Genomic DNA, 16,101 nt, shown 5'->3' with positions numbered 1-16,101 from the left:
TCAGTTTGCGTTAAGAAACTTATCAAAATCAGATTTTACGCCCCTGCTCAGACCCTCTTTTTTCAGGAAAGCGGCACGCCTTTTGCTTCTGAAAGGTTTTAACCGCACTGAGGTGAGCAATGATGGACGCCCTGACCTGGCTGCAGGCATCACGCGCGAGCGATATCGCCAGCCTGCAACGTCTTCTGGAAACCGGCGAGCTGATGGCTGCCGTCAGTGAACTGGTCCATCGGTTGCAGCGGGAACGTGGCGCAAACAATCTCTGGATCTGCTCTGACGGAGCGCTGTTCAGCGCCGAACGTCATGCCCGCCAGCAGGAGGTCAGCGCCGGCCTGGAGCATTTTTATCAGGCGCTGCCGGCCGCCATAGCGCAGCCCGGCTACAGCCGCTTCTGCAACCTGATTGCCGCTGCCCTGCAGGCGCTGGCCGGACTGCCTGCGCTGCGCCAGCAAATCAGCCAGCGTGAGCTTGATCAGGCCGCGGCGATGGCCGCCTTTAACCAGGTTATCCGTACTTTACTCAATCTGGTGTTTGAGGCGGCCGACACCGCCAGCTATCCCGGCATCTCCCGTGCACTGATCGCCCTGTTCAGTTTTATGCAGGGCAAAGAACTGGCCGGGCAGGAGCGGGCCATCGGCTCAGCCGGCTTTGCGGCGCGTCAGTTCACCCCCGACCAGCGCAGCCAGATGGTCGCCCTGATTGCGGCACAGGAGCAGAGCTTTATCACCTTCCGGGAGTTTGCTGACAGCGCCGCGTGTGAATCCTGGCAGCCGCTGGCTCAGGCCAGCCGCGACATCGAACGCCTTCGTCGCATCGCCTGCACCGGCGGCCGTTGTGATGAGACCGGCGCGCTGCACTGGTTTTCCCTGCTCTCTGAGCGGCTGGATCAGATGAAAATGCTGGAGGATGCCCTGACGGCGACATTGATGCAGCGCTGCCGGGCTGCCATTGATCAGGCACAACAGCAGGCGGCAGGAACAGTGGTGCAGGGCGACAGCAATTTTTCGCTTTACGTCTCCGGGGCGGACTGGCTGCCTGGCGCGGCGGCGCTCGACAGCGACGGTCTGGCCCCGCAGCTGGGGCGCTCGGTGCTATCGCTGATTGGCGAACAGTCGCAGCGTTTGCAGCAGCAGGCGGATGAACTGGCGGCGATGCGCGCCTCACTGGACGAGCGGCGGGTGATCGATCAGGCCAAACACTGGCTGATGCAGCAGCAGGGTTTCACAGAAGAGGCCGCCTGGCAGGCATTACGCAAAAGTGCGATGAATCAGAATAAGCGGGTACTGGAGATCGCGCAGGCGGTACTGGCGGTAGCGAAGACCCTGAGCAACTAACCCGGATGAGGTAGCTGCACAACCTTTGTGCGTGATCTGCGTCAGAAACGTGCAAAAACGGTTAATTTTTCAACAGTGCGTCACCGCAGATCGGCATTAAGGCTGTTTCGGCGATCTGGCACATCCTTTGCTTAATCCCTATAGAGAGTACGCATTGCTCCCGCCAATGGCGGTGGGGTCAGTGCTTTGGATAAAGGCGTCCATCCGCAGGCTTCGGCTTGTCGGAGGACGCCTTTTTTTATTTCTGTTCAGGGGCAACAAGATGAGCAAAACGCCATTTTCACTGACACGACGTCAGGCGCTGATCTCCGGCGCCGCGCTGGGTGCGGCCTGGATCGTTCCGGGATTACGAAATGCGGTCTGGGCAGCGGGATCAGATGCGCCAGAAAAAGCGCAGGTGCGGGTCGGCTTTATCCCGCTCACTGACTGCGCGCCGGTGGTGATGGCCTCTGTGAAAGGCTTCGACAAAAAGTATGGTCTCACATTGCAGGTCAGCAAAGAGGCGAGCTGGGCGGCGGTGCGCGACAAACTGACCTCCGGTGAGCTGGATGCGGCGCATGTGCTCTACGGCATGATCTACGCCCTGCAACTGGGCGTAGCGGGTCCGCAGCACGACATGGCGAACCTGATGACGCTCAACCATAACGGCCAGGCGATCACCCTGTCGAACCAGCTGAAAGCCAGTGGGGTCACCGATGCGGCCAGCCTGAAAAAGGCCATTGATGGCAGCGCCAAAGGCAGCTTTACCTTCGCCCATACCTTTCCGACCAGCACCCATGCCATGTGGCTCTATTACTGGCTCGCCAATGCGGGCATCCACCCGTTTGATGACGTGCGCACCGTGGTCGTGCCGCCGCCGCAGATGGTGATGAACATGAAAATTGGCAACATGAGCGGCTTCTGCGTTGGTGAGCCGTGGAACCAGCGCGCCATCAGCGACAACATCGGTTTTACCGCCGCCACCAGCCAGCAGATCTGGCCGGAGCATCCGGAAAAAGTGCTCGGCACCCGCGCAGAGTGGGTGAAAGAGAACCCCAACACGGCCCGTGCACTCACCGCCGCTGTGCTGGAGGCCGCGCGCTGGATTGATGCCTCGGACGACAACCGCCGCGAAACCGCGCAGGTGTTAGCCGGCCGCGCCTGGATCAATACCAAAGTGGAGACGTTACAGGGTCGGATGCTCGGTCAGTATCAGAACGGCCTGGGGCAGTCGTGGCAGGACGCTCACCCGATGCGCTTCTTTGACAACGGCAACGTCAGTTTTCCCTGGCTCTCAGACGGCATGTGGTTCCTGACCCAGATGAAACGCTGGGGCCTGCTTGCCAGCGATCCCGACTACCTCGCGGTGGCGCGCCAGATCAACCGCATCGACATCTACAAACAGGCCGCCAGCGCAGTCGGACAGGTTGCACTGCCCGCCAGTGAAATGCGCAGCAGTACCTTCATCGACGGCAAGGTCTGGGATGGCAGCGATCCTGCCGCCTATGCCGCCAGTTTCGCTATCAAACGTTAAGAGAGGTTGCTATGAAAACTGACGCGCGCGCCCTGGCGCAGCCGGTGCAGAGTCACAACAGTGCCACCGTTATTCCGTTACAGGTCACCCCGAAAGCCGCAGCCCGTCCGGCGCGTCTGCGTCCGCTGTTGCAGCGCGCCATTCCCGCCACCGGTGGCCTGTTATTAATGCTGCTGGTGTGGCAGATCGCGGCGCTGTCGCAACCGGGTTTCCCTTCGCCTTACGCCACCTGGCAGGCCGCTCAGGTCCTGTTCGCTGACCCGTTCTACAGCAACGGCCCCAACGATCAGGGCATCGGCTGGAACGTGCTGGCGTCGCTGCAACGCGTCGGCATTGGATTCGGCCTGGCCGCGCTGGTCGGCATTCCGGCGGGCTTTTTAATCGGTCGCTTTAGCTTTATGGCGCAGATGTTCAATCCCGTCATCGCCCTGCTGCGGCCGGTGAGTCCGCTGGCCTGGCTGCCGATTGGCCTGCTGCTGTTTCAGCGCGCCGAGCCTGCCGCCAGCTGGACCATTTTTATCTGTTCGATCTGGCCAATGATCATTAACACCGCCGAAGGGGTACAGCGTATTCCGCAGGATTACCTCAACGTGGCGCGGGTGTTACAGCTTTCTGAGTGGACGGTGATGCGCCGGATCCTGCTGCCCGCCGTGCTGCCCGCGGTGCTGACCGGGGTCCGTCTCTCTATCGGCATCGCCTGGCTGGTGATCGTCGCCGCCGAAATGCTGACCGGCGGACTGGGCATCGGCTTCTGGATCTGGAATGAGTGGAACAACCTCAACGTGGAAAATATTCTGGTCGCCATTCTGGTCATCGGCGTAATCGGGCTGCTGCTGGAACAGGGGCTGATGCTGCTGGTCCGTCGTTTTAGCTGGGATAAATAAGGAGAGCACGATGCAACAGATCATTCGCGTCCAGCAGGTCAGCCAGCGTTTTGCCACCGCCAGCGGCGAGTTTCTGGCGCTGGACAATGTCAGTTTTGATATTCACGAAGGGGAAACCCTGAGCCTGATCGGCCACTCCGGCTGCGGCAAATCGACGCTGCTGAACCTGATTGCCGGTTTAACCCGGCCCAGCAGCGGCGTGCTGCTGTGTGATAACCGCGAAATCACTGGCCCCGGTCCGGAGCGCGCGGTGGTGTTTCAGAACCATTCGCTGCTGCCGTGGCTGACGGCATTTCAGAATGTCGAGCTGGCGGTGCAACAGGTGTTTAAAGGGCGCTTCAGCAAAGCGGAGATGCGTGACTGGATCGAGCACAACCTTAACCGGGTGCAGATGAGCCATGCCATGCACAAGCGGCCCGGCGAAATATCCGGCGGTATGAAGCAACGCGTCGGTATTGCGCGGGCGCTGGCGATGAAGCCACGCGTGCTGCTGCTGGATGAGCCGTTTGGCGCGCTGGACGCCTTAACCCGCGCTCATCTGCAGGACAGCGTGATGCGCATTCAGCAGGAGCTGAACACCACCATCGTGCTGATTACCCATGACGTGGATGAAGCCGTGCTGCTGTCAGACCGGGTGCTGATGATGACTAACGGCCCGGCGGCGCAGGTTGGCGAGATCCTCACTGTCGATCTGCCACGTCCGCGTTCACGGGTGGCGCTGGCGGATGAGCCGCGCTACCACCAGTTGCGACAGAAAGTGCTGCATTTCCTCTATGAAAAACAGACCACTGCGGCGTAAGGAACAGACCATGAAGCAACGGTTGCTGGTGATAGGTAATGGCATGGCGGGAATGCAGATGGTGGAGAGCCTGCTGCAACGTGCACCGCAGCGCTTCGCCATCACGGTCATTGGCCGCGAGCCGCACGGCAATTACAACCGTGTGCTGCTCTCGCCGGTGCTGGCGGGTGAAACGCCGTTCAGTGAAACGCTGATCCACGATCGCGACTGGTATGAGCGGCACGGCGTCACGCTGCTATCCGGCGAAACCGTGCTGCAGGTCGATCTGGCGGCACGTACAGTGCAGACCGATTATCGCCAGCTGGGCTGGGATCGGCTGGTGTTTGCCACCGGTTCACAGCCCCGTTTGCCCGCCATTCCCGGCATCAACGCGGATTGCGTACTGGGTTTTCGCAGTATCGCCGACGTCCGGCAACTCCTGGCGTGCCAGGGACCGGTGGTGGTGTTGGGCGGTGGTTTTCTCGGCATTGAAGCGGCGGCGGCACTCTGTGCCCGTGGGCGTGAGGTTACGCTGGTTCATCACAAACCCTGGCTGCTGGATCGCCAGCTGGATGCAAAGGCGGGCGAGCTGTTGCTGACGGCACTCCAGCAGCGCGGTATCCGCTGCGTGCTGAACAGCGGACTCACGGCTATTGACGAGGCGGGTGTGACGCTGACCAGCGGTCGTCACTGCGCCGCCACGCAGGTGGTGATTGCCATCGGCGTTCAGCCGGAGATAACGCTGGCGCAGGCAGCGGGTCTGCCGTGTCAGCGCGGCATTCTGGTCGATGGGCAGTTACGCACAGCGGTCCCGTCGGTGTACGCCGTAGGCGAGTGCTGCGAAATTGCCGGCGAAACCTTTGGCCTGGTCGCACCCTGCCTGACGCAGGCGCAGATTCTGGCCGCACAGCTGGCGGGGTCGCCACTGGCGGATTTTGTCAGCCAGCCGCAGGCGACGCGGCTCAAAGTCAGTGGCATTTCGCTGTTCAGCGCCGGGGATGTCAGTGAGGCACCCTCCATCAGCAGTTTTGATCCGATCTCCGGCGACTACCGCCGTCTGTTTCTTCGTCAGGGCCGCCTCTGTGGCGTATTGCTCTCTGGCGACACCCGGCAGGGTCCCGCGCTGCTGGCGCGTCTGCTGCACACCGAAGCTGTCACGCTCGAAGCCCTGTTCGATTCCCGTCAACCTGAACCGCAGCCGCAGGCTGCAGAGAGTCCTGAGATGAGTAAACCGGTATTAGCCGTGGTGGGTCACGGCATGGTCAGTCACCACTTTCTTGAACAGCTGGTTGCCCGCGAACTGCATCAGCACTACCACATCGTGGTTTACGGCGAGGAGCGTCAGCAGGCTTACGATCGGGTGCATCTGTCGGACTATTTCAACGGCAAAACGGCCGACGATCTGTCGCTGGTCAGCGCGGACTTTTTTACCCTGCACGGCATCGAACTGCGCAGCGGCTGCGCAGTCGTAGCGATCGATCGTCAGCAGCGCAGTCTGCGTGACAGCGCGGGCAATGAGCTGGCGTGGGATAAGCTGGTGCTGGCTACCGGCTCGCGTGCTTTTGTACCGCCGGTACCGGGCCACGACGACGAACGCTGCTTTGTCTACCGCACGCTGGATGACCTTGATGCCATTGCTGCCTGCGCCCGCAATAGCCAGCGCGGCATCGTGATTGGCGGCGGCCTGCTGGGTCTGGAGGCGGCGAATGCGCTGCAGCAGCTCGGGCTGGAAACGCATGTGGTGGAGTTTGCGCCACGCCTGATGGCAGTGCAGCTCGATGAGGGCGGGACGCTGATGCTGCGCCAGAAGATCGATGCGCTGGGCGTCACGGTTCACACCTCAAAACAGACCGAACTGATTGAGCGTCAGACCGACGGTAGCGTGGTGCTGCGCTTTGCTGACGGCAGCAGTTTACCCGGCGATCTGGTGCTGTTCTCCGCCGGTATCCGGCCGCGCGATGAGCTGGCACGTGAAGCGGGCCTGACGCTGGGACCGCGCGGCGGCATTGAGATTAACGATCGCTGCCAGACCAGCGATGAAGAGGTGTTTGCCATTGGTGAATGCGCATTGTGGAACGGTCAGATCTTCGGTCTGGTCGCGCCAGGCTATCAGATGGCACGCGTGCTGGCCGGGCATCTGGCGGCTGAATCCACCGCCTTCAGCGGCGCGGACATGAGTACCAGACTGAAACTGCTGGGGGTGGAGGTGGCGTCGTTTGGTGACGCGCATGGCCGCACGCCGGGCAGTCAGCACTATCACTGGACCGACGGGCCAAAAGGCATCTACAAGAAAATCGTGGTTTCTGCCGACAGCACCCGGCTGCTGGGCGGCGTGCTGGTCGGTGACAGCAGCGACTACGCCACGCTGCTGCAGATGATGCTCAATGAGTTACCGCTGCCTGCCGCGCCAGAAAGCCTTATCCTGCCTGCGCTGTCGGGGGCGCCGAAAGCGCCAGGCGTCGCGGCGTTGCCTGACAGCGCCCAGGTCTGCTCCTGTCACAACGTCAGCAAGGGCGAAATCTGCGCGGCGGTGAAAGGCGGATGCGGTGAGATGAGCAGCATCAAAAGCTGCACCAAAGCGGCTACGGGCTGCGGCGGCTGTGCGGCACTGGTAAAACAGGTGATGGAGTTTGAGCTGGAAAACCTCGGTGTCGAGGTAAAAAAAGATATCTGTGAACATTTCAGCTATTCGCGCCAGGAACTTTATCACCTGGTGCGGGCCGGTGAGTTCAGAACCTTTGATGCGCTGCTGACGTCACATGGTCGGGGGCAGGGTTGTGAAGTGTGCAAACCGCTGGTGGCGTCACTGCTCGCCTCATGCTGGAACGACTATCTGCTAAAACCGGCGCATCTGCCGTTGCAGGACACCAACGACCGCTATTTCGCCAATATCCAGAAAGATGGCACCTATTCGGTGGTGCCGCGCGTCCCGGCGGGCGAAATCACGCCGCAGGGGTTGATCGCGATTGGCGAGGTGGCGGCGCGTTACGATCTTTACACCAAAATCACCGGCGGTCAGCGTATCGACCTGTTTGGCGCGCGGCTCGATCAACTGCCTGATATCTGGCAGACGCTACTGGCGGCGGGTTTTGAAACCGGTCACGCCTACGGCAAGTCGCTGCGCACTGTGAAGTCCTGTGTGGGGTCGACCTGGTGCCGCTACGGCGTGCAGGATTCAACCGCTTTCGCCATTGCGCTGGAGAACCGCTACAAGGGGCTGCGCGCCCCACACAAGATCAAGATGGCGGTATCGGGCTGTACCCGCGAATGTGCGGAAGCGCAGAGCAAAGATATCGGGGTGATCGCCACGGAAAAGGGCTGGAATCTCTATGTGTGTGGCAATGGCGGCATGAAGCCGCGCCACGCCGACCTGTTCGCCAGCGATCTCGATGATGCCACGCTGCTGCGTTATGTCGACCGCCTGCTGATGTTCTATATCCGCACCGCAGACAGGCTGCAGCGCACCAGCGTCTGGATGGACAATCTGGAAGGCGGCCTGGACTATCTGCGTCAGGTGGTGATTGAGGATAGCCTCGGTCTGGGCGAGACGCTGGAGCAGGAGATGCAGCGGGTGGTGGACGCGTATCAGTGCGAGTGGCAGACCACGCTGGCGGATCCTTCACGACTTGCGCTGTTTACCCCTACGGTCAACAGCGATCGCCCGGATGAGACGCTGCACTACAGCCGGGTGCGCGGTCAGCGTCAGCCGGAGGCCGTTACCGATCGTCCGCTGTTACCGCCGCCAGCCGAGCCGTGGAGCGCGGTGTGTACACTGGAGGCGATTCCTCAGCAGGCGGGGATCGGGGCGCGACTGGGTAGCGAACGTGTTGCGCTGTTCCGCTTTGGCGATGCGCTTTTTGCGCTGGAAGACCGCGAACCCGGCAGCGACGCCAGCGTGCTCTCACGTGGGATCCTTGGCGATGTGGGCGGCGAGCCGGTGGTGATCTCCCCGCTCTATAAGCAGCGGATACGGTTGCGTGACGGACAGAGCCTGGATAACCCGCAGCATCAGCTGCGCTGCTGGCCGGTGAAGTTGGAAGCGGGTCAGATCTGGCTGGCAAATCGTCCGCTGGATCAGCTGGCGCAGGCATCATGAACAGTACCTGTCCCTATTGCGGCGTCGGCTGTGGCGTCTGCGTCACCCCGCAGGGGGCGCATCAGGCAACCGTGATCGGCGATCCGCACCATCCCGCGAATGCAGGTCGGTTGTGCGTAAAAGGCGCAGCGCTGGGCCAGACCCTGACGCCGCAAGGGCGTTTGCTGAACGCCGAGGTTAACGGGCAGCGCGTCAGCCTGGACGCTGCGCTGGATGCGGCGGCGGCGGGATTGCGGGCGGTTATCGATCAGTATGGCCCGCAGGCGGTGGCGTTTTACGGCTCCGGCCAGCTGTTGACCGAGGATTACTACGTCGCCAATAAGCTGATGAAGGGCTACATCGGTGCAGCCAACATCGATACGAATTCGCGGCTCTGCATGGCGTCGGCGGTGGTCGGTTATAAGCGGGCGCTGGGGGCCGATGCGGTGCCCTGCTGCTATGAGGATCTGGAGCAGGCCGACCTGGTGCTGCTGGTGGGGTCTAATGCTGCCTGGGCGCATCCGGTGGTGTGGCAGCGGCTGATGCAGGCGAAGCTGCAACGTCCGGCGATGTGTATTGTCGTTATCGATCCGCGGCGTACGGCGAGTTGCGATCAGGCCGATCTCCACCTGCCGTTGCGGCCCGGCAGCGATACGGCGTTGTTTTCCGGTCTGCTGCACTGGCTGGCGCAGCAGGATGGCATTGATGCCAGCATGTTGCCGCACCTGAATGGTGTGGACGAGACGCTGACCGCCGCAGCGCAGTGGGGTGTGGCGCGAGTGGCAGAGGCATGTGACTTAACCGTGCAGCAGGTCGCGCACTTTTTCCAGCTTTTCAGCCAGCACGATCGGGTGCTGACGCTATGGTGCATGGGGATTAATCAGTCCGCCACCGGCAGCGACAATAACCAGGCGATTCTTAATCTGCATCTGCTGACGGGCAAAATAGGCCGCGCGGGCTGTGGTCCTTTTTCGCTGACCGGACAGCCAAATGCCATGGGCGGACGGGAGGTGGGTGGCCTGGCGAATCAGCTGGCGGCGCATATGAATTTTACTGAAGCGGATTGCGAACGGGTGCAGCGTTTCTGGCGCAGTCCGGCCATTGCCCGGGAACCGGGACTGACTGCACTGGATCTTTTCCGGGCACTGGCGGATGGCACGGTGAAAGCAGTGTGGATTATGGGCACCAATCCGGCGGTGTCGATGCCTGAGGGCAACCGCGTCGCGCAGGCGCTGGCGGCCTGTCCGCTGGTGATTGTATCAGATGTGATGGCGCAGACCGATACCAGCGCCTTTGCCAATATTCTGCTGCCCGCCCAGGGGTGGGGCGAGAAGAACGGCACGGTGACCAATTCCGAGCGGCGTATTTCACGTCAGCGCGCTTTTGCCGCCGCACCCGGTGACGCCCGGCCTGACTGGTGGTTGCTGTCGCAGGTGGCCAGGCGTTTAGGGTTTGATGAAGGCTTTAACTGGCAGCATCCGGCAGAGATTTTCCGTGAGCATGCGGCGTTGTCAGGTTTCGAGAACCGGGGCGCCAGGGCGTTTGATATCAGCGGCCTGGCGCAATTGAGTAATGCTGACTGGGATGCGCTGCGTCCGGTGCAGTGGCCGGTTAACGCGGCCTGTCCGCAGGGCTGCGCCCGGCTGTTTGGCAATCGTCGGTTTTTTCATCCGGATGGTAAGGCCCGGTTGCGGGTGCCGGCCACGCCGGTTGTCGCCCCGCGCGAACCGGCGTATCCGTTGTTGATGAATACCGGACGGGTGCGCGATCAGTGGCACACCATGACGCGTACCGGGCTGGTGCCGCGTCTGATGCAGCATTGCGATGAACCGTTTGTCGCGCTGCATCCGGCGGATGCGGCAACGTATGGCGTGACGGCGGGCGGACTGGCGCGGGTGCAGTCTGTTCAGGGCTGGATTAGCGTGCGGGTGCGTGTCGATGCCGGGATGCGGCGCGGCGAGCTGTTTGTGCCGATGCACTGGAACCGGCAGTTCAGTCAGCAGAGTCACGTCGATTTACTGGTGGCCGCCCGCGCCTGTCCGTTTTCGGGGCAGCCCGCGCTGAAGCAGACGTCGGTGCGGATTCTGCCGTTGAGGGTGAGCTGGCAGGGCTGGCTATGGCAGCGCGAGATAGCGCAGCCCACAGGGTTGCGTTACTGGGCGCGTACCCCCTATCCGGCGGTGCAGCGTTATGCGGTGGCGGGCGAGGGCTCGCCGCAGGTCTGGCTGGACGGGCAGGTTGTTCTTTCAGGCTGTCACAGGCAGGTTGCGACCGGCAGCGGCAATGATTACCGGTTGCTGGCATGGCGTGACGGCGAGTTGCAGCTGGCGTTTTATGCCGGCTCCGTGTTGCCGTCGATTGATAGTGCGTGGGTCGCCGAGGCCTTTAGTCATGCGCCGCAGGATGCGGCAGGGCGGCACAGTGTACTGGCAGGACAGCCCGCGCAGGGCGCGGCCACGGGACGGATTATTTGCAGTTGTATGGCGGTGGGTGAGCAGACGATTTTACAGGCGGTGGCGCAGGGGTGTCGTACAACTCAGGCGTTGGGCGAAAAGCTAAAGTGCGGCACGCAGTGCGGCTCCTGTATTCCGGAGCTGAAGCAGTTGTTGCTGTCCGAAGTGATGTCGGAGGAATGATGACACGAGCAATTGATTCTCTGGATAAGTTACTGGCCCCGGTGGATGCCGTGTCGCAACAGGGCGCGGTGTGGCTGGTGGGTGCGGGCCCTGGCGATGTGGAACTGCTGACCGTTAAGGCGTTGCGGTTGCTGCAGCGTGCTGAGGTGGTGGTATATGACCGGCTGGTGAGTGACGCGGTGATGGCGGAGGTGCCGGAGCAGGCGTTGTGTATTGATGTGGGTAAGCAGCCGGGGCAGCATGGTCTGAAGCAGGCGCAGATTAATCAGTTGCTGGTGGAACTGGCGCGCAGTGGACGCAATGTAATCCGGCTGAAGGGGGGCGATCCGTTTGTTTTTGGTCGCGGAGGCGAGGAGATGGTGAGCGTGCAGCAGGCCGGGATTCGCTGTGAGGTCGTGCCAGGGATTACGGCGGCTGTGGGCTGTGCGGCAGCCAGCGGAATTCCGTTGACGCATCGGGATTGCGCGCAGTCTTTGCGGTTGATTACCGGGCATGGGCGGAACGGCGAGCCGCAGCTGGAGGCGGCTGCGCTGACGGCGGTGAATCAGACGCTGGTGTTTTATATGGGGTTGAGCTGGAGTGCGTCGATCAGTGCGCAGTTGCAGGCGCAGGGACGTGATGCGGAGACGCCGGTGGCGATTATTGAGAATGGGACCCGGCCCGATCAGCGGGTGTTGATTACCACGCTGGGGGGATTAGCGGAGACGGTGGCGCGGGATAAGCCGGTGTCTCCGTCGTTGCTGATGGTGGGTGAAGTGGTGCGGTTTTATCGGGCGGATTTGCAGGTGCGGGGTGGGGAGACGGTGAGCCGGTGCGTCGTGCAGGAAAGACCTGCCTGATCGCAAAGGGATCCCGCATCCCTGCGGACTGAGCTCGCCATCCCTGGCTCGCACACTTTGCTCTTCAGGCAGGGCTTACCTGCACTGTTGGCATTGGTGCGGGGTTTTGCGGGATCAGGTCTGGATTGAGTGGGCGTATGTCTTGGTGGTAAGGCCGGAACGGTGCGGCAAGACGGTGCGGCGTGCAGGAAAGACCTGCCTGATCGCAAAGGGATCACGCATCCCTGCAGACTGGGCTCGCCATCCCTGGCTCGCACACTTTGCTCTTCAGGCAGGCCCTTCCTGCCCGGCTGGCGGCGGTGCGGTTTTTTTTGGGATCAGATCTGGATTGAGTGCGGTTGATGAGAGTGGAAGTGCCCGAGCAGGACGAAAAGAGCAGTCCAGTGTGGGAAGGCAGGTGAGGGTTGGTAAGACGGTGCGTCGTGCAGGAAAGGCCTGCCTGATCGCAAAGGGATCCCGCATCCCTGCGGACTGGGCTCGCCATCCCTGGCTCGCACACTTTGCTCTTCAGGCAGGCCTTACCTGCACGATTAGCGATAGTGCGTGCTTACAGTGGAGGCACCATCGTGCAGGTGCACTGTATAAAAGACGATGGAGCTTTAGCTGGCTTTAAAGCTCCTCCCACACAGGCAGGTTGTGAACCTTTTTTCGATATGCGTGAAACAGTGCCATTGTCGTACCGAAGAACAGACCTGCGATCAGATTGGGTATCAGCGAATAGTTGTCGTCAGACACGCCCGGAAGAGAAGGCAATAAGAGCAGCAGTGGCATCATAAGCGTGTACATGCTGGCAAACACCACAAGATTGAGCCAGAAAGGAGTGAAACTCGGGGGTGGAAGATGGATATTCATTTTCCATAACAAACGATGTAATGGCGGAGCAGAGTTACTCGGCCATATTTTCTTCGCTGCCATCAGGGCTAAAGCCCGCGCTTTCCTGCGCTCGAAAATCTCGTTTTTCATCGTTTTATCATCCGTTACATCCCTGCTTAGCATTCGCTCTGGAGCGTAACTTAATCCTGTGGCTGTCTGATGACAGCGAGTGGCTGAATCGATGTTGTTTCAACAAGCATTACATCGCCCGCTTCAGCGGCAGCGGGGCCACCAGCACTTTCACGCCTAGCGCTTCAAACGCTTTGACCTGCGCAGTGCTGATGCCGCTGTCGGTGATCAGGTAGTGGATATTGCTCCAGTCACAGGGCAGCGCGAACATCGAAACCTTGTCGATTTTGCTGGAGTCAGCGACCACGTAAACCGTGCTGGCGGATTTGATCATCGCCAGCTTTACCTTGATGTCGGTTTCACTGGGGAAGCTCAGGCCCAGACGCGGTGAGATGCAGGCGGTCGCCAGGAAGAGTTTACCGGCCAGCACGTTTTCGAAGAAGCTGGCCGCCTTTTCGCCGGAGGTAGAGAGCGTCGGAAATTTAAAGGTACCGCCGGTCAGCAGGATATTGATCCCCGGCTCGCCGCCCAGTTTCAGGGCGATATTCACCGCGGTTGTCACGACCGACAGGCGGCGGATGTGGCTGATGGCATCGGTGATCGCGGTGGTCGTGGTGCCGGAATCGAAAATCACCGTGTCGCCATTTTCGATATGCTGCGCCGCCAGCCGGCCAATCGCCTCTTTCTCTTCCAGATGTGTCTGCCGCTCCAGCAGCATCGCCCCGGTATTCTGTTTGCCCGTCATCAGCGTCGCGCCACCATGGTAGCGCTGCACAAAGCCCTGTTTTTGCAGCATGCGAAGGTCGCTGCGTAAGGTGGCTTCGGTCAGTCCAAAGGTCTCCGTCAAAGCTTTAACCGTGACCGTGCCATCCTCACGGATCATCTCCAGAATTTTCTCGCGGCGTTGCTGCATGTCAGCGAACTGCTCACTTTTGCTTTTCAATCGAAATGCTCCCTTTTCCAATAACCTGAGAAGTCGGGCGAACAAGGTCTTTGTGGCTGAGTTTAACGCGCCATTTTTATGAATGCGAGATAGCCTGATCTGCCTTTGGTTTTCGAACGAAAATATAAAATGTGCAGGTTATTGAATCTCTCACGCTTTCCGGATTGCAACCAGCTGCCTTTATTTCGGGACTGGAAGCCAGATCACGTCTTTTCAATCAGATAAGCCGCTTTGCAGGGCAGATGGTCGAAATTTGATCTGCTCCACACAACATTTCTTTTCGATAGCTTATATTTTTGTTCGAAAATGAGTGAGTCAACGGCATCGGCAAAAATCTGAGGGGAAGAGTGGGATGAGTGGTGAATATGACGTAAACCTGCGCTACGGCGTGGATACCGCAATGAATCTGGCCGGCAAAGTGGCCGTCGTGACCGGCGGGCTGGGCGGTATCGCGATGGCGACCAATGGCATGTTGCTGGAGAAGGGCGCGAGTCTGGCACTACTCTATCCGCCGTTTGAAGCAGAGAAGGTGGCCAGCCTGAGGGCAGATTTCCCCGTCGAGCGGGTGCAGTTTGTCTGCTGTGACGTTACCGATCCCGCGTCGGTTGAACAGGCTTTTGACGATGTGGTTTCCCACTATGGCCGGATCGATATCCTGGTGAACTGCGCAGGCTACGTGATGCTGCAGCCGGTGATCGAGACCGATTTTGCCGAGTGGCAGAAGCAGATTGCGGTGAATCTCACCGGGCCTTTTCTCTGCTCACAGGCCGCCGCACGGCTGATGATCCGTGCCGGTGCGGGCGGCAAAATTATTAATATCGCCTCCCAGGCGGCATCCATCGCTATCGACAACCATGTCGCCTACACCTCAGCCAAAGCGGGCCTGCTGGGCATGACCAAAGTGATGGCCAAAGAGTTTGCCCCGCATCGGATTAACGTTAACACCCTGTCGCCCACCGTAGTGCTGACGCCGATGGGCGAAAAGGCCTGGCGCGGCGAGAAGGGCGAGCAGATGAAGAAGCTGATTCCGCTCGGACGCTTTGCCTATACCGATGAGATCGCCGCTGCGGTGCTGTTTTTCGCCAGCAACGGCAGCGACATGATCACCGGCGCCGATTTGATGATCGATGGGGGCTTTACCATCTGGTAAGGCCAATCCAGCACCCGGGAATTCATACCCTGCCATAACGATAAGAGAGAACATCATGAAAAACCGTACCTTGCTGTGCACTGCCGTGGCTGCCTGTCTGGTTTCGCAGGCGGCGTTTGCCGCCGAAAAGGGCACCATTATGATTCTGGTTAACTCACTCGATAATCCCTACTACGCCTCCGAAGCCAAAGGCGCCAATCTCAAAGCGCAGGAACTGGGTTACAAAACAACGGTGCTGTCGCACGGCGAAGATGTGAAGAAACAGAGCGAACTAATCGACGCCGCTATCGGTAAAAAAGTGCAGGGTATCGTGCTGGATAACGCCGACTCCACCGCCAGCGTGGCGGCGATTAAAAAAGCCAAAGATGCCGGGATCCCCGTGGTGCTGATCAACCGCGAAATCCCGGTGGATGACGTGGCGCTGGCGCAGATCACCCACAACAACTTCCAGGCGGGTTCAGACGTTGCCAACGTCTTTGTTGAAAAGATGGGCGAAAAGGGCAAATACGCCGAACTCGCCTGTAACCTGGCGGATAACAACTGCGTGACACGCTCGAAATCGTTCCATCAGGTGCTGGATCAGTATCCTGATATGCAGAGCGTGGCACGTCAGGATGCCAAAGGCACGCTGATCGACGGCAAGCGCATTATGGACAGCATCCTGCAGGCGCATCCGGATGTGAAAGGGGTGATCTGCGGTAACGGCCCGGTGGCGCTGGGCGCCATTGCTGCGCTGAAGGCAGCCGGTCGCAACGATGTCATCGTGGTGGGGATTGATGGCAGCAACGACGAACGCGATGCAGTGAAAGCGGGCACGCTGAAAGCCACGGTCATGTTGCAGGCGCAGGCGATTGCCGCTGAAGGGGTGACCGATCTCGATAACTTCATTCAGAAGGGCGTGAAGCCGGAAAAACAGCGGGTGATGTTCCGCGGCATTCTGATTACCCCGGAAAATGCTAAAGGTGTACAGGACTTTAACTACAAGTCGTAATTAAACGCTGTCGCGC

Annotated in this window: 11 protein-coding genes; 9 read left to right on the top strand and 2 right to left on the bottom strand. The window is 60.3% G+C overall.

Going from position 1 to position 16,101, the window contains the following annotated elements:
- Window positions 1-119: 119 nt before the first annotated feature.
- The 7 genes from OK409_RS06370 to cobA all read left to right on the top strand — a co-directional run bounded on the left by OK409_RS06370 (window position 120) and on the right by cobA (window position 12,059).
- Window positions 120-1,334 (top strand): nitrate regulatory protein, encoded by a 1,215-nt coding sequence (locus OK409_RS06370; RefSeq protein WP_250488603.1) that lies wholly within the window; start codon window positions 120-122, stop codon window positions 1,332-1,334.
- Window positions 1,335-1,596: 262 nt separating this feature from the next.
- Window positions 1,597-2,847, top strand: a complete 1,251-nt coding sequence (locus OK409_RS06365) for a CmpA/NrtA family ABC transporter substrate-binding protein (protein ID WP_010245814.1) — start codon at window positions 1,597-1,599, stop codon at window positions 2,845-2,847.
- Between the two features lie 11 nt (window positions 2,848-2,858).
- Complete coding sequence (gene ntrB, locus OK409_RS06360; protein WP_010245811.1) at window positions 2,859-3,731, top strand: nitrate ABC transporter permease; 873 nt, start codon at window positions 2,859-2,861, stop codon at window positions 3,729-3,731.
- A gap of 10 nt (window positions 3,732-3,741) precedes the next feature.
- The gene (locus OK409_RS06355; RefSeq protein WP_010245808.1) at window positions 3,742-4,530 is read left to right on the top strand and encodes an ABC transporter ATP-binding protein; all 789 of its coding nucleotides are present in this window, start codon (window positions 3,742-3,744) and stop codon (window positions 4,528-4,530) included.
- A gap of 10 nt (window positions 4,531-4,540) precedes the next feature.
- Entirely contained in the window at window positions 4,541-8,605 is a 4,065-nt protein-coding gene (gene nirB, locus OK409_RS06350; protein WP_264366871.1) for a nitrite reductase large subunit NirB, read from the top strand.
- Entirely contained in the window at window positions 8,602-11,220 is a 2,619-nt protein-coding gene (locus OK409_RS06345; protein ID WP_010245802.1) for a nitrate reductase, read from the top strand. Before nirB ends, OK409_RS06345 begins: the two co-directional genes overlap by 4 nt.
- Window positions 11,220-12,059, top strand: a complete 840-nt coding sequence (cobA, locus tag OK409_RS06340; protein WP_010670001.1) for a uroporphyrinogen-III C-methyltransferase — start codon at window positions 11,220-11,222, stop codon at window positions 12,057-12,059. Before OK409_RS06345 ends, cobA begins: the two co-directional genes overlap by 1 nt.
- 609 nt (window positions 12,060-12,668) lie before the next feature.
- Here cobA and OK409_RS06335 read toward each other — a convergent pair.
- Complete coding sequence (locus OK409_RS06335) at window positions 12,669-13,022, bottom strand: DUF6404 family protein (protein ID WP_031292988.1); 354 nt, start codon at window positions 13,020-13,022, stop codon at window positions 12,669-12,671.
- 109 nt (window positions 13,023-13,131) lie between these two features.
- Entirely contained in the window at window positions 13,132-13,944 is an 813-nt protein-coding gene (locus tag OK409_RS06330; protein ID WP_010245789.1) for a DeoR/GlpR family DNA-binding transcription regulator, read from the bottom strand.
- A 352-nt stretch (window positions 13,945-14,296) separates the two neighbouring features.
- Here OK409_RS06330 and OK409_RS06325 point away from each other — a divergent pair, with 352 nt between their 5' ends.
- Window positions 14,297-15,094: a GolD/DthD family dehydrogenase gene (locus OK409_RS06325; RefSeq protein WP_010245786.1), complete on the top strand. Its 798-nt coding sequence runs from the start codon at window positions 14,297-14,299 to the stop codon at window positions 15,092-15,094.
- 55 nt (window positions 15,095-15,149) lie between these two features.
- On the top strand, window positions 15,150-16,085 hold the full coding sequence (locus OK409_RS06320) for a D-ribose ABC transporter substrate-binding protein (RefSeq protein WP_010670004.1): 936 nt from the start codon (window positions 15,150-15,152) through the stop codon (window positions 16,083-16,085).
- Window positions 16,086-16,101: the final 16 nt, after the last annotated feature.

The organism is Pantoea sp. RG18 (assembly GCF_025910075.1).
In the GTDB taxonomy this organism is placed as follows: domain Bacteria; phylum Pseudomonadota; class Gammaproteobacteria; order Enterobacterales; family Enterobacteriaceae; genus Pantoea; species Pantoea agglomerans.
Note: the sequence above shows the minus strand (reverse complement) of the source record. Positions and strands in the feature narration are given on the sequence as shown.